This window comes from Flavobacterium collinsii, from assembly GCF_902804485.1.
Taxonomy (GTDB): domain Bacteria; phylum Bacteroidota; class Bacteroidia; order Flavobacteriales; family Flavobacteriaceae; genus Flavobacterium; species Flavobacterium collinsii.
The window spans coordinates 108,734-120,604 of record NZ_CADCST010000086.1; the positions used below are offsets into that span (position 1 = coordinate 108,734).

At 32.3% G+C, this 11,871-nt stretch carries 25 protein-coding genes; all 25 read left to right on the forward strand.

The window, feature by feature from the left end:
* Positions 1 to 52 precede the first annotated feature (52 nt).
* A complete protein-coding gene (locus FLA105534_RS13185) occupies positions 53 to 1,789 on the forward strand; it encodes a tetratricopeptide repeat-containing sensor histidine kinase (protein WP_173966588.1) in 1,737 nt (578 codons plus the stop codon).
* A 143-nt stretch (positions 1,790 to 1,932) separates the two neighbouring features.
* The gene (locus tag FLA105534_RS13190; protein WP_173966589.1) at positions 1,933 to 4,161 is read left to right on the forward strand and encodes a peptidase domain-containing ABC transporter; all 2,229 of its coding nucleotides are present in this window, start codon (positions 1,933 to 1,935) and stop codon (positions 4,159 to 4,161) included.
* A 16-nt stretch (positions 4,162 to 4,177) separates the two neighbouring features.
* On the forward strand, positions 4,178 to 5,467 hold the full coding sequence (locus FLA105534_RS13195) for an HlyD family secretion protein (protein WP_173966590.1): 1,290 nt from the start codon (positions 4,178 to 4,180) through the stop codon (positions 5,465 to 5,467).
* A 135-nt stretch (positions 5,468 to 5,602) separates the two neighbouring features.
* The gene (locus FLA105534_RS13200; protein ID WP_173966591.1) at positions 5,603 to 5,746 is read left to right on the forward strand and encodes a hypothetical protein; all 144 of its coding nucleotides are present in this window, start codon (positions 5,603 to 5,605) and stop codon (positions 5,744 to 5,746) included.
* A gap of 58 nt (positions 5,747 to 5,804) precedes the next feature.
* Positions 5,805 to 5,948: a bacteriocin gene (locus tag FLA105534_RS13205; RefSeq protein WP_173966592.1), complete on the forward strand. Its 144-nt coding sequence runs from the start codon at positions 5,805 to 5,807 to the stop codon at positions 5,946 to 5,948.
* A gap of 61 nt (positions 5,949 to 6,009) precedes the next feature.
* Complete coding sequence (locus FLA105534_RS23945; RefSeq protein ID WP_262888453.1) at positions 6,010 to 6,138, forward strand: hypothetical protein; 129 nt, start codon at positions 6,010 to 6,012, stop codon at positions 6,136 to 6,138.
* 38 nt (positions 6,139 to 6,176) lie between these two features.
* A complete protein-coding gene (locus tag FLA105534_RS13210) occupies positions 6,177 to 6,320 on the forward strand; it encodes a bacteriocin (protein ID WP_173966593.1) in 144 nt (47 codons plus the stop codon).
* 35 nt (positions 6,321 to 6,355) lie between these two features.
* Positions 6,356 to 6,499 (forward strand): hypothetical protein, encoded by a 144-nt coding sequence (locus tag FLA105534_RS13215; RefSeq protein ID WP_173966594.1) that lies wholly within the window; start codon positions 6,356 to 6,358, stop codon positions 6,497 to 6,499.
* A 40-nt stretch (positions 6,500 to 6,539) separates the two neighbouring features.
* Positions 6,540 to 6,683 (forward strand): hypothetical protein, encoded by a 144-nt coding sequence (locus FLA105534_RS13220; protein WP_173966595.1) that lies wholly within the window; start codon positions 6,540 to 6,542, stop codon positions 6,681 to 6,683.
* Positions 6,684 to 6,748: 65 nt separating this feature from the next.
* Entirely contained in the window at positions 6,749 to 6,886 is a 138-nt protein-coding gene (locus tag FLA105534_RS13225; RefSeq protein ID WP_173966596.1) for a hypothetical protein, read from the forward strand.
* Positions 6,887 to 6,962: 76 nt separating this feature from the next.
* Positions 6,963 to 7,106, forward strand: a complete 144-nt coding sequence (locus FLA105534_RS13230) for a bacteriocin (RefSeq protein WP_173966597.1) — start codon at positions 6,963 to 6,965, stop codon at positions 7,104 to 7,106.
* A 34-nt stretch (positions 7,107 to 7,140) separates the two neighbouring features.
* On the forward strand, positions 7,141 to 7,275 hold the full coding sequence (locus tag FLA105534_RS23950) for a hypothetical protein (RefSeq protein WP_262888454.1): 135 nt from the start codon (positions 7,141 to 7,143) through the stop codon (positions 7,273 to 7,275).
* Between the two features lie 52 nt (positions 7,276 to 7,327).
* Positions 7,328 to 7,459, forward strand: coding sequence for a bacteriocin (locus FLA105534_RS13235; protein WP_217427703.1), 132 nt, complete (start codon positions 7,328 to 7,330; stop codon positions 7,457 to 7,459).
* 41 nt (positions 7,460 to 7,500) lie between these two features.
* Positions 7,501 to 7,644 (forward strand): bacteriocin, encoded by a 144-nt coding sequence (locus FLA105534_RS13240; protein WP_173966599.1) that lies wholly within the window; start codon positions 7,501 to 7,503, stop codon positions 7,642 to 7,644.
* A gap of 39 nt (positions 7,645 to 7,683) precedes the next feature.
* Entirely contained in the window at positions 7,684 to 7,818 is a 135-nt protein-coding gene (locus FLA105534_RS23955) for a hypothetical protein (RefSeq protein WP_262888455.1), read from the forward strand.
* Positions 7,819 to 7,968: 150 nt separating this feature from the next.
* Positions 7,969 to 8,115, forward strand: coding sequence for a hypothetical protein (locus FLA105534_RS13245; protein WP_173966600.1), 147 nt, complete (start codon positions 7,969 to 7,971; stop codon positions 8,113 to 8,115).
* A 27-nt stretch (positions 8,116 to 8,142) separates the two neighbouring features.
* The gene (locus tag FLA105534_RS23960; protein WP_262888456.1) at positions 8,143 to 8,277 is read left to right on the forward strand and encodes a hypothetical protein; all 135 of its coding nucleotides are present in this window, start codon (positions 8,143 to 8,145) and stop codon (positions 8,275 to 8,277) included.
* A gap of 51 nt (positions 8,278 to 8,328) precedes the next feature.
* Positions 8,329 to 8,472: a bacteriocin gene (locus FLA105534_RS13250; protein WP_173966601.1), complete on the forward strand. Its 144-nt coding sequence runs from the start codon at positions 8,329 to 8,331 to the stop codon at positions 8,470 to 8,472.
* Between the two features lie 42 nt (positions 8,473 to 8,514).
* The gene (locus tag FLA105534_RS13255) at positions 8,515 to 8,658 is read left to right on the forward strand and encodes a bacteriocin (RefSeq protein ID WP_173966602.1); all 144 of its coding nucleotides are present in this window, start codon (positions 8,515 to 8,517) and stop codon (positions 8,656 to 8,658) included.
* A gap of 47 nt (positions 8,659 to 8,705) precedes the next feature.
* On the forward strand, positions 8,706 to 8,849 hold the full coding sequence (locus FLA105534_RS13260) for a hypothetical protein (protein ID WP_173966603.1): 144 nt from the start codon (positions 8,706 to 8,708) through the stop codon (positions 8,847 to 8,849).
* Positions 8,850 to 9,005: 156 nt separating this feature from the next.
* Positions 9,006 to 9,143, forward strand: a complete 138-nt coding sequence (locus tag FLA105534_RS13265; protein ID WP_173966604.1) for a bacteriocin — start codon at positions 9,006 to 9,008, stop codon at positions 9,141 to 9,143.
* 34 nt (positions 9,144 to 9,177) lie between these two features.
* Positions 9,178 to 9,321 (forward strand): bacteriocin, encoded by a 144-nt coding sequence (locus tag FLA105534_RS13270; protein WP_173966605.1) that lies wholly within the window; start codon positions 9,178 to 9,180, stop codon positions 9,319 to 9,321.
* Between the two features lie 505 nt (positions 9,322 to 9,826).
* The gene (locus FLA105534_RS13275; RefSeq protein ID WP_173966606.1) at positions 9,827 to 10,573 is read left to right on the forward strand and encodes a LytR/AlgR family response regulator transcription factor; all 747 of its coding nucleotides are present in this window, start codon (positions 9,827 to 9,829) and stop codon (positions 10,571 to 10,573) included.
* A 199-nt stretch (positions 10,574 to 10,772) separates the two neighbouring features.
* Complete coding sequence (locus tag FLA105534_RS13280) at positions 10,773 to 11,024, forward strand: hypothetical protein (protein WP_173966607.1); 252 nt, start codon at positions 10,773 to 10,775, stop codon at positions 11,022 to 11,024.
* A gap of 237 nt (positions 11,025 to 11,261) precedes the next feature.
* The coding region (locus tag FLA105534_RS13285; RefSeq protein ID WP_173966608.1) for a hypothetical protein at positions 11,262 to 11,871 on the forward strand (610 nt) is incomplete at its 3' end.

The window sequence follows — 11,871 nt, forward strand, 5'->3', positions numbered from 1 at the left end:
ATATCCTTTTTATACAATCTATATTTCTTTTAAAACTAAAGAATCATCTGAAATGATTAAATTTAAGCTATTCTTAATTTCCTTATATTTAACAACACCATTAATTCTGTTTTCTCAGGAACAACCGATAAACAATCTTTTCAACAAAACGCTTCAGAAAAAAGTTTCTAATTACAAAAATGAAAGTAACTTCAAAAAAGCTCAATTTTTTTTTACTAAAAACAATTGGGACTCTACTCTCGTTTATTCAATGAAACAATTAGATTCAAGCAAAAACAAAGAATTAGTAGATTACTGCCATTTTTTCAGAGGATATAGTTTTAGAGAAAAAAAACTATTCAAAGAAGCCAAACTAGAAATGAATTTAATTTCTAAAAAATTTAAAGCTTATTCTTTAGTTAACAAAAATTTAGGTCAAATTTCATTAGAATTAAAAGAATTTAAAAAAGCAATTTATTATTTCAAAGAAATAGAGAAACTCCCAATTACTATCAATCAAGGATATAAAATAAGCATCGTTTATACAAATATAGGCATTTCATATTTACACCTTAATCAATTCATTAAAGCTGAAGAATACTTCTTCAAAAGTCTTAAATTACAAGAGAAAGAGAATGACACAGCATGTCTTATCTATTTATATTTAAACATAGCAAATTTATACTATCTTCAATACAAAGACCAGCTGGCAATTCCTTACTTTGAAAAAGCCTATACTTTGTCCGCAAATGTAAAAGATTTTGATATAAAAAGAAAAACCTCTCTAAACATGTCAGCAGTTGAAGAAAACAGAGGAAACTACAAAAAAGCCTTAGAATACAGAAAAGAATCCGGACAATGGAAAGACTCCCTCAACAATCAAAACAAAATCTGGGCAGTTGCCGACTTTGAGAAAAAATTTACTGTAGCCCAAAAGCAAAAGCAGATAAAAGTTTTAGAAGTAGAGAATAGACTTAAGAACACCCAACGTAATGGTTTCTTTTTTGCCGCCATTGGTTTATTATTAATCCTGACAGCCGGAGTTTATCTCTATGCCCAGAAAGTAAAAAACGGCAAAATCATATTGCTACAAAAAAACAAACTCGATCAATTAAACGCTACCAAAGATCAACTGTTTTCTATTGTAAGCCACGATCTGCGCTCGTCGGTAAATGCGCTCAAAACAAGTAACGCGAAGTTATCGGCAACACTGGAAACTAAAAATTATGATGAATTGAATCAGCTCATTATTCAAAACAGTACTATTGCAAGCGGTGCATACAACCTGTTGGATAATTTACTGCATTGGGCCATGTTACAAACCAAACAATTGTACTTTCACCAAGAATCCGTTCACTTGTATTCTATCGTACAGCAAATCGAATACAACTACAAACCTTTGTTACTGGACAAAACCATTACTTTTGAGAATTTAGTTTCAAAAAATAGTTTTATCTTCGTAGACCTCGATTCGTTAAAAATTGTACTTCGTAATTTATTAGACAATGCGATTAAATTTTCGAATGAAAATGGCAAAATAAGCTTTTATACCCGGGAAACCAATCCTGATTTTTGCGATCTGATCCTTGAGGACAACGGAATCGGAATGAGCCCGGAAACCATCAGAGAATTACTTACCGACAATACTTTTTTACTCGCCAAAAAAAATAATTCTGAAATTATAGGTACCGGTTTAGGTTTGCAGCTGTGCAAACAAATGATCAAAAAAAATGGCGGAACATTAGCCATAGAAAGTGAGCTCAATATAGGAACTAAAATGATTTTGACTTTCCCAAAAACAATTGCGTAAAAATTTTCCGCATACAGTGATTGTTCTTAAAATAAAATTACTTTTATAGCTACAAAACAGGAAATGATTACACGCTAATCTTCAAATATTAGCGTGTATTTTATTGCCTAAAGATCAAACCTGCATCAATTTGAAATAAAAGAATGAGAAAAAAATACCCCCATTATCATCAATATGATTTTATGGATTGCGGCCCTACATGCATTAAAATGATTTGCAAATACTATGCTAAAAATATCGATTTGGCATACTTACGTGAAATATCATTTATATCAGGACAAGGTACTTCGATGGCTGGGTTAGTTGATGCTTCTGAAAAAATTGGCTTTGCAACCATGGGGCTTAAAATTACCTATGAATCCTTGGCCGAAGACATTCCTTTACCCTGTGTTGTTCATTGGCGCCAGCGTCATTATGCCGTAGTATATGAAATCAAAAAAGATAAAATAATTGTAGGTGACCCTGCAAATTTTGGATTAATAACGTATACAAAAAAAGATTTCTTAGAAGGCTGGCTTGCAACCAAAAAACCGCACGAAGATTCTGAAGGTATCGTATTGGTATTAGAACCCACCCCTCTTTTCTATGAAGAGGAAGAACATACCAGCCAAAAACCCAACTTAATCCGATTCTTAAACCAATACATTAGACCCCACAGGAAATATATTGCGCAGGTTTTTTTGGGATTATTTTTTGGTACGGTTATACAATTAATATTTCCGTTTCTTACACAACAAATTGTAGATACCGGAATCAATACTCGCAACCTCAACTTTATCTACCTCATCTTAATTGCTCAGGTAGTTCTTTTTATATCGCAGTCGGCATTAAGTGTTTTTCGAAACTGGATCATTCTGCATGTTACAAGCAGAATGAACTTAAGAATGCTTTCGGATTTTATTATTAAGTTAATGAATCTTCCGATTGTGTATTTTGACAGCAGGGCTACCGGCGACATTCTACAGCGGCTAAAAGACAATTATAGAATTCAGGAGTTTTTATCCACTACCACACTTGATGTCCTTTTTTCTACACTCACCCTTTTGGTCTTTAGCTGTATATTGGCTTATTTTAATTTGTATCTTTTTTTAGTATTCGTAATCGGTTCTGCTTTATATATGACCTGGATCATGCTGTTCATGAAAAAAAGGGCTGAGTTGGATTTCCGTTATTTTGATCAGCAGGCAAACTATCAAAATACAACAATTCAGTTAATCAACGGAATGCAGGAAATCAAACTCAACGGTTCTGAAAAACGTCGCCGTTGGGACTGGGAAGCGCTGCAAACGACTCTTTTTAAGCTAAACATTAAAAATCTATCCTTAAACCAGAGTCAAAATGAAGGAGGACGTTTTATCGATCAGATAAAGAATATTTTTATTAGTTTTATTGCAGCCAAAGCAGTTATTAACGGAGAGATGACTCTGGGAACGATGCTTTCTGTACAGTATATTATTGGCCAGATGAATGTGCCAATCAACAACTTTTTAGGCTTTATAAGAAGTTATCAGGACGCTAAATTAAGTTTACTCCGACTTTCTGAAATTCACAACAAACCGAACGAAGAACCGGTAGATGGTGGTTTCATCAATGAACTTCCAGAAAACAAAACAATCAAAATTGAAAACCTCCATTTTCGATATGGAAGTTCGGCTTCAGAAATGGTTTTAAAAAACATCAACATTACAATTCCCGAAGGAAAGGTCACCGCTATCGTAGGTGCTAGTGGCAGTGGTAAAACTACATTATTAAAACTACTGCTAAAATTCAACGAACCTACCAGTGGTCAGATTTATATTGGCCCCACCAATCTGAAAAATCTGGGTTTTAATTCCTGGAGATCCAACTGCGGTGCTGTTATGCAGGACGGATTTATTTTTGCAGATACTATTTCCAGAAACATCAGTGAGTCGGACATAAATGGGATGACCGACCAGAAGAAACTAAGGATTGCATCACATACTGCTAATATAACTGAATTCATTGAGGAGTTACCTAATGGTTATTTAACCAAAATTGGCTCCAGCGGAATCGGAATAAGCGGCGGTCAAAAACAGCGGATACTAATTGCCAGAGCCGTTTACAAAAACCCCGAATTTATCTTTTTTGACGAAGCTACTTCTGCTTTGGACGCCAACAATGAGACTGTAATTATGAAGAATCTGAATGATTTTTTTAAAGGAGATTCTATTACGAATAACAGCAAAACGGTTATTGTAGTCGCACATCGTCTGAGTACTGTAAAAAATGCAGATCAAATCATTGTACTCAACAAAGGTGAGGTGGTTGAACAAGGAACACATAGTGAATTGGTCTCTAAAAAAGGGTACTATTTTACATTAGTAAAAAACCAACTAGAACTTGGTGAATAATTTTAATACATCAGATATGCCACATACGCCAGAAATAGATTCCAGTAGTGAAGCTGTAAGAGATTATTTAGAACAAATTCCAAATCGATTAATACGATGGGGAACTATAATTCTTTGTTCTGTCCTGTTGATCTTATTTGCTATTACGTGGTTCATCGAGTACCCTTCTATAGTTCGCAGTGATTTTAAACTGATTTCGGCAGAGGGACCAAAACCCATAATTGCAAAAGTGAATGGACGCCTGGAACGTTTATTTGTAAACGACAATCAAATTGTAAAAAAAGGACAAACCTTAGGTTATATAGAAAACACCGCTGTTCACGAAGAGGTTTTAAATCTTGACAAAGAACTAAGTCAGTTGGTTACTATTGTCAATCAAAAAGATTTAGCAAAGTTGAAAGATTGGCGTTTAAAAAACTACCAAAATCTGGGAGATGTCCAAACCTCCTATCAGGATTTTCAAAAAGTCTATGTGCAAACTCTCGCCTTATTCAGTGAAGGATATTACCAGCAAAAGCAAAATTTCTTAAAACGTGACATCCAGGAATTAAATCATCTGACTCAAAATTTGAGAAATCAAAAAGTGATCTTAAATCAGGATGTAGCCTTACAGGAAAAAGAGTTCAAAATGAACCAATCTCTTTACAAACAAAATATAATTGCACCAGCCGACTTAAACAAAGAAGAAAGTAAATTATTAGCAAAAAAAATACCTATAAAGAATACCGAGACCTTCTTGATAAACAACATCATGTTAATCAGGACCAAAGAGAAAGAACTTCTGGATCTGGACAAACTTGTACTCGAACAAAAAGAAACTTTCAAACAATCGCTCAATACATTAAGAAGTGTTATCGCTTTATGGAAAAATACTTACATTTTGACAACTCCCAGTGAAGGCGTTGTAAACTTTACAGGTTCCTTGCAAGCCAAGCAAAATCTTAAAGCGGACAGCATTGTACTTTATATCGCCAATCGCAAAAATGAATACTTAGGAGAAATAAAAATCCCTCAGGATAATTTTGGAAAAATAAAAATAGGACAAACTGTACTGGTTAAATTTCAAGGATACCCTTTTGAAGAATTTGGCGCAGCCCAAGGTCAAATAAAATCGATAGCTCAGATACCAACTCCTGAAAACAAGAGTTTTTATGCCACTGTAATTCTTCCTAATGGTCAGAAAACAACCAACAATACCTCAATAACTTTTAGAAACGGAATGACAGCCTCTGCCGAAATTATTACAGAGAATAAAACTTTGGCCGAGCGTTTGTTTTATAGTTTTAAGAAAAGTATCCGCAGATAAGCTTCATTCTCTTTTTTTACAATAATCTATTGAACAAATTAACAACCTTATTTTGTTCTAAATTTTCCTACCTTATTTTACAGCCGTCTAGCTTTTTTGTTTATTTTTATTTCTATAACCAAAAAATAAAATGACATGAAAAGCAAATCTGTAAAAGTTACAACATCAGAAAAAACAACGAAACTAAAAGAACTAAAATCTCTTTCTAAAAACCAACTGGAAACTGTTGTAGGAGGACCTGAGACTTCCAGAGGAACTGAGACTTCTGTACAGCATTAAAGAGACATAAATCCACTTTTACAAAGAATTTAAATCTACTCTATTTAATAAAAGAATCATGAAGAACGAAATCACAAAACTTATAGAATCAGAAAAGGCAATAAAACTAAAAAACCTAAAACCACTTTCCAAAAACCAACTTGAAACTATTGTGGGAGGACCTGAGACCTCCAGAGGAACTGTAACGAGCGTTGGTCATTAACCACCATTCCTCTTTTGATTCTTCTAACCATACTTCTCTAAAAAACATGAAAAGACTAAAAATGAAAACCACAAACTCAAAAAGAATCACAAAACTTAAAAACTTAAAACCGCTTTCTAAAAACCAACTGGAAACTGTTGTAGGAGGACCTGAGACTTCCAGGGGGACTGAAATAAAAGTAGCAACTTAAACCTTTTAACTATTCTAACATACTTAATCACAAAAAAGATGAAAAATAAAGAAATAAAAAACGTAAAATCAGAAAAAGCTACAAAACTGAAAACTTTAAAACCACTTTCTAAAAACCAATTGGAGACAATTGTTGGAGGACCGGAAACCTCAAGAGGAACGACAACACAAGTGCAAAACTAATATATATAACTCCTAAACTATTATTTAAAAACACAATGATAAATAAAGAAACAAAAGACGCTCGTTTGGAGAAAAACATAAAACTAAAAAACCTAAAAACACTTTCTAAAAGCCAACTAGAAGCTGTTGTAGGAGGGCCAATAACTTCCAGAGGAACAACAACAAGCGTTGGGGAATAATATTAAATCTAATTACACCATCTTATAACTATAAAAAACTATGACAATAAAAGAATCCAAAATCTCAAACTCAGAAAAAGATACAAAACTAAAAAATCTAAAACCACTTTCTAAAAACCAATTAGAGACAGTTATTGGAGGGCCAGAAACTTCCAGAGGAACAACAACACATGTAGGAACTTAATGTCTTCTGAAACTATATAAAAGTTCATTTAAAATCGCTTGATCTAATCAAAAACAATTATAAAAATGAAAGAATACAAAACTTCAAACTTACAAAAAGCCGTAAAGTTAGAAAATTTAAAACCGCTTTCCAGAGAACAACTTGAAACAGTTATAGGAGGCCCAGAGACTTCAAGAGGGACAGAAACGGGTGTTGCACGTTAAACGTAAACCGCATATTAAACCCAAAATAATATAAAAAAACTTTATCACAAACTCCTAACTATCTAATAAAAACACAATGATAAATAAAGAAACAAGAGCCGCTCGTTTGGAGAAAAGCACAAAACTAAAAAACCTAAAACCGCTTTCTAAAAACCAACTTGAAACTATCGTTGGTGGACCCGAGACTTCTAGAGGAACAACAACGCAAGTAGACAAATAATATATTGAACTCTTAAACTATTTTATAAAACACCATGACAAATAAAGAAGCTAAAGATCTCCGTTTGGAAAAAACAACTAATCTAAAATCGCTTTCTAAAAACCAACTTGAAACTATTGTTGGAGGACCAGAAACTTCTAGAGGAACTCACACAAAAGTTGGTGATTAGTTCGCCGAAGATATTTACATAATATTCAATTTTACAAAAAATGAACAATAAAATGACAGATACAAACAGATCGGAAAAAATGGCAAAATTAAAAGACTTAAAACCTCTTTCTAAAAAACAACTTGAAACTATCGTGGGAGGACCTGAGACCTCAAGAGGAACTAGAACTACGGTCGGTGATTGATCCCCTTCATCATAAACTCCTAACTATCTAATAAAAACACAATGAAAAATAAAGAAACTAAAGCTGCCAGTTCTGAAAAAACAACAAAGCTAAAAAGCCTGAAACCTCTTTCTAAAAAACAGCTTGAAACTATCGTGGGAGGACCTGAGACCTCCAGAGGAACAACAACCGGAGTCAATGGATAATTATCAATTAAATCGTTTGATATTACGAAATCATAAACCATGAAAAATAAATCTAAAAACACATCATTATCTGGTAAAACATCAAGATTAAAACCACTTTCTAAAGAACAACTTGAAACTATCGTTGGTGGGCCAGAGACCTCAAGAGGAACAACAACTTCAGTAGACGGATAATTATTAAGCTATTATCATAAATACAGCTAATGGCCAACAAACCATTAAAAACAAAGAAATTAAAACTAACTCTGTAAAAACAGCAAAATCTAAAAAGCAACAAATATCAAATCTTGTTCTACAGATCACCTGTATTTACACTATGAAACTATGAAAATGAAAGAATATAAAACTTCAAACTCGCAAAAAGTTATAAAAGTAAAAATTTTAAAACCTCTTTCTAAAAACCAACTTGAGTCTATCTTGGGAGGACCTGAGACCTCCAGGGGAACTGAAACAACTGTTGGTAAACAATAAATTAGAAACATTACAAAATCGTAAACCATGAAAAATAAATCTAAAAACACGTCATTATCTGATAAAATATCAAGATTAAAACCGCTTTCTAAAGAACAACTCGAAACTATTGTTGGAGGCACCGAAACTTCCAGAGGAACCACAACTGGAGTTGATGAATAATATATTAAATCTAATTACTTTATCACACCTACTTATAACTATAGAAAAATTATGACAATAAAAGAATTCAAAATCTCAAACTCAGAAAAAGTTGCAAAACTAAAAAGTCTAAAACAGCTTTCTAAAAAGCAACTTGAAACAATCATAGGAGGACCTGAAACCTCTAGAGGAACAACAACTGAAGTTACTCATTAAACTCAATTGCATTATTGTGCTTACTTCTAACTGAAAAAAATCATGAAAAACAGAAAAACAAAAGACATCAATTTAGAAAAAACAACGAAACTAAAAAATCTAAAGCCTCTTTCTAAAAATCAACTTGAAACCATTGTTGGTGGGCCTGAAACTTCTAGAGGAACGAAAACAAAAGTAGACGACTAGTAAAACAAAATACACTATCAAACCAAATTAATTACCTAGAAAAAATTATGAAAATAATAGAATCCAAAATCTCAAACTCAGAAAAAGCCGCAAAACTAAAAAGTTTGAAACCGCTTTCTAAAATTCAACTTGAAACTATTGTTGGTGGGCCAGAAACCTCAAGAGGAACAAAAACTTCAGTAGACGGATAATGATTAAGCTACTATCATAAATACACCTAATGCAAACAAACCATTAAAAAACAAAGAAATTAAAACTAACTCTGTAAAAACAGCAAAATCTAAAAAGCAACAAATATCAAATCTTGTTCTAAAGATCAACTGTATTTGCACTATGAAACTATGAAAATGAAAGAATCCAAAATCTCAAGCTCAGAAAAAGATACCAAACTGAAAACTTTAAAACCTCTTTCTAAAAACCAATTAGAGACAATTGTGGGAGGACCTGAAACTTCCAGAGGAACAAAAACCGGAGTAGAAAACTAAACAACTATATAACAAAATATTAACTACTAAAATAATGAAAAATAAAGTAACGAAAAATACTTATTTAGAAAAAACAACAAAACTAAAAAACCTAAAACCACTTTCTAAAAACCAACTCGAAACTGTTATAGGAGGGCCTGAGACTTCCAGAGGAACAACAACTGGGGTAGGAGAGTAATTTTATTAATCCCTACCCTATAGTTTCTTGTTTTAATAAAAATTAAAATAACTACATCAGTAGAAAAACTTAAAGTACTTAAAGTGCATTCTGGAGAACACTTAAAAACTTCTATTGGCAGCTACAAAAATCTTCCAGAGAATCTAAACTGTGCTAAAGATTTAACAGCCAAAACGTTCTTTATTGAAAATCTATAGATGTGCTTCATGAGAGACCGTCAGTTTCTCATGAAGTACAATCTTAAAAACTAGTATTTTATATTCTTTCCATAAACAAAAATACTGCAATAAATTACAAAATTTTAAACTAGAATCTTATACCAACAAGTCTGTATTTTTTCTTGTTTAAATAAGTTAAAAGATTGTATATACAATCACGACAATCACTTTGCTTTCTAAAAATGACTTAAAATTCTTCTTAAATAATCTCTTTTTTCTATAATAATCCTTTACTTTACAAAACAAAAGCCACTAAGAAACACATATTACCCCCAAAACAACTACCAATGGATAATATTCATGTTCTAATTATAGAAGACACCCCCGAACAAAGCGACGACCTATGCCGGGTACTGCGTCAAAACAATTATAATATTGTAGGCGTTGCAACCAATTTTACCGATGCGCTGAAACTTTTTTACGAGAATACGATAGACATCATTATTATTGATGTCTTTTTAGACGGAAAACCAGAAGGAATTACGTTTGCCGAATCGATCAACATTATTCCAAACGCTTCTAAACCATTTGTATTTTTAACCAGTTCACAAGACCGCCAGATTTTTGAAAGAGCTAAGCTCACAAAACCTTTCAGTTTTTTACTGAAACCTTTTAACGAACTGGAAATTCTTTATGCCATAGAAATGGCTGTAGAAAAATTTTATGCCCAAACCAATGTTTTTCAGAATGAAGAACAAGATACCGTGATTAGCAATGACTATTTATTTATAAAGAAGAAAAACTCTTTAAAAAAAGTAGCCCTTAATGATATTCTATATATTGATGTAGAAGAACGCTATTGCAACATCATTACCGAGAAAGAAAAATTTGTAATTCTGATCTCATTGACAAAAATCAGCAACTTATTAGACAAAAACCGTTTTATCAAAACACATCGAAACACGATCGTAAACACTAATAAAATAGAGGAAATTATCCTGGCCGATAATCTTATCATTTTAAAAGGCGATCACAAAATAAACCTGAGCGATACCTATAAAGATTTTATAAAAAAAATGAACATCCTGTCGTAACAACAATAGCTCAAAAAAATTAACAACTCACAAATCCTCTCCATCCGGGAGGATTTTTTTGTTATGAAGGAAATATCCCCAGCCACAAAGGTTCCGAAAGATTTCATGACAGAAAATTCAGCTTTCGTGACATTTTTAATTTCCTTCCCGGAAATCAAAATTACTTTTACCCCCAAGAAACCCAAATCATAAAATATAAATGAGAATTGAATTAAACAGACCATCAGACATGAAGCCTTTATCAATATTAAAAAAAATAAAAAACAACCCCTGGGTTGGCGTAACTGTCTCTCTTCTATTTATCATTCCTTGTTTATACAAAATTCTGGACGACATCACGGTTTTCAGAATAGAATATCTATTATTAGCTCTTGCTTTTCCAGTCTATATAAAATCACTTAAAAAAATATTTGATGATATTTTAGACACCTCAGACGATTTTTCAGACTAAAAAATATTTTTTTGCCCCTTTTTTAATGAAACACTACTGCTTAATCTTTTAAGTCAGGGTGTTTTTTTATTTTTAGACCAAACATATCTTAAATTCCATCGCCATCTTATAAAATTATCCAATTTTTAAGTCAAAAAACATCAACATCATTATTATTTAACAAAAACACCGTACTTACTAACATTTTTTTGATATTTTTGGGAAGCTATAAACCAAAAAAACAAAACAACCAATCCTTTGAAGAAAAATCAAATAAAAAACCACTATCTAATTTTATTTGTCTTATTCTTAAATGCATACACCATTTACGGACAAACAAACAATGAAATTTCAGTATACAACTGGTTTGACAAAAACCTGGGTGTAGAATCACTAGAATTTGAAAACGGGCCAGCCCATTTAAACTTCGATAAAACAGTCAACAATCAAAATCGTTATTATATTTCCGAAGATTTCAAAAAAGGAAGTATGAAGTATAATAATCAAAATTATTTTGATTTATTATTAAACTACGACACCTACAGCGACGAACTGGTTATAAAACCCTACGGAGAGTCAAACACCACTAAGGTTAATCTTTTTACCGAAAATATCAGTTCCTTTACGATAGGCAATGAAAAATTTGTCAATCTGAAAGTTCCAAATTCGGCCAGTTTTAGAAAGGGATATTATGAAGAAGTTCCGGTAGGAAACAACATAATTCTTTATATAAAACACTCTAAAGAAAAGAAAAAAATCAACAAAGCTGAAGTTGATTTAATAGATTTTATACCCAGACATGAATTTATTGTCTTAAAGCAAAATACATTCTATCCTATAAATGATAAAAAGGAAATCACAACACTGT

What these genes read in the sequence shown, in the direction of transcription:
- FLA105534_RS13185 (WP_173966588.1), top strand. Translation starts at nt 53, where the DNA reads ATGATTAAATTTAAGCTATTCTTAATTTCCTTATATTTAACAACACCA.
- FLA105534_RS13190 (WP_173966589.1), top strand. Translation starts at nt 1,933, where the DNA reads ATGAGAAAAAAATACCCCCATTATCATCAATATGATTTTATGGATTGC.
- FLA105534_RS13195 (WP_173966590.1), top strand. Translation starts at nt 4,178, where the DNA reads ATGCCACATACGCCAGAAATAGATTCCAGTAGTGAAGCTGTAAGAGAT.
- FLA105534_RS13200 (WP_173966591.1), top strand. Translation starts at nt 5,603, where the DNA reads ATGAAAAGCAAATCTGTAAAAGTTACAACATCAGAAAAAACAACGAAA.
- FLA105534_RS13205 (WP_173966592.1), top strand. Translation starts at nt 5,805, where the DNA reads ATGAAGAACGAAATCACAAAACTTATAGAATCAGAAAAGGCAATAAAA.
- FLA105534_RS23945 (WP_262888453.1), top strand. Translation starts at nt 6,010, where the DNA reads ATGAAAACCACAAACTCAAAAAGAATCACAAAACTTAAAAACTTAAAA.
- FLA105534_RS13210 (WP_173966593.1), top strand. Translation starts at nt 6,177, where the DNA reads ATGAAAAATAAAGAAATAAAAAACGTAAAATCAGAAAAAGCTACAAAA.
- FLA105534_RS13215 (WP_173966594.1), top strand. Translation starts at nt 6,356, where the DNA reads ATGATAAATAAAGAAACAAAAGACGCTCGTTTGGAGAAAAACATAAAA.
- FLA105534_RS13220 (WP_173966595.1), top strand. Translation starts at nt 6,540, where the DNA reads ATGACAATAAAAGAATCCAAAATCTCAAACTCAGAAAAAGATACAAAA.
- FLA105534_RS13225 (WP_173966596.1), top strand. Translation starts at nt 6,749, where the DNA reads ATGAAAGAATACAAAACTTCAAACTTACAAAAAGCCGTAAAGTTAGAA.
- FLA105534_RS13230 (WP_173966597.1), top strand. Translation starts at nt 6,963, where the DNA reads ATGATAAATAAAGAAACAAGAGCCGCTCGTTTGGAGAAAAGCACAAAA.
- FLA105534_RS23950 (WP_262888454.1), top strand. Translation starts at nt 7,141, where the DNA reads ATGACAAATAAAGAAGCTAAAGATCTCCGTTTGGAAAAAACAACTAAT.
- FLA105534_RS13235 (WP_217427703.1), top strand. Translation starts at nt 7,328, where the DNA reads ATGACAGATACAAACAGATCGGAAAAAATGGCAAAATTAAAAGACTTA.
- FLA105534_RS13240 (WP_173966599.1), top strand. Translation starts at nt 7,501, where the DNA reads ATGAAAAATAAAGAAACTAAAGCTGCCAGTTCTGAAAAAACAACAAAG.
- FLA105534_RS23955 (WP_262888455.1), top strand. Translation starts at nt 7,684, where the DNA reads ATGAAAAATAAATCTAAAAACACATCATTATCTGGTAAAACATCAAGA.
- FLA105534_RS13245 (WP_173966600.1), top strand. Translation starts at nt 7,969, where the DNA reads ATGAAAATGAAAGAATATAAAACTTCAAACTCGCAAAAAGTTATAAAA.
- FLA105534_RS23960 (WP_262888456.1), top strand. Translation starts at nt 8,143, where the DNA reads ATGAAAAATAAATCTAAAAACACGTCATTATCTGATAAAATATCAAGA.
- FLA105534_RS13250 (WP_173966601.1), top strand. Translation starts at nt 8,329, where the DNA reads ATGACAATAAAAGAATTCAAAATCTCAAACTCAGAAAAAGTTGCAAAA.
- FLA105534_RS13255 (WP_173966602.1), top strand. Translation starts at nt 8,515, where the DNA reads ATGAAAAACAGAAAAACAAAAGACATCAATTTAGAAAAAACAACGAAA.
- FLA105534_RS13260 (WP_173966603.1), top strand. Translation starts at nt 8,706, where the DNA reads ATGAAAATAATAGAATCCAAAATCTCAAACTCAGAAAAAGCCGCAAAA.
- FLA105534_RS13265 (WP_173966604.1), top strand. Translation starts at nt 9,006, where the DNA reads ATGAAAGAATCCAAAATCTCAAGCTCAGAAAAAGATACCAAACTGAAA.
- FLA105534_RS13270 (WP_173966605.1), top strand. Translation starts at nt 9,178, where the DNA reads ATGAAAAATAAAGTAACGAAAAATACTTATTTAGAAAAAACAACAAAA.
- FLA105534_RS13275 (WP_173966606.1), top strand. Translation starts at nt 9,827, where the DNA reads ATGGATAATATTCATGTTCTAATTATAGAAGACACCCCCGAACAAAGC.
- FLA105534_RS13280 (WP_173966607.1), top strand. Translation starts at nt 10,773, where the DNA reads ATGAGAATTGAATTAAACAGACCATCAGACATGAAGCCTTTATCAATA.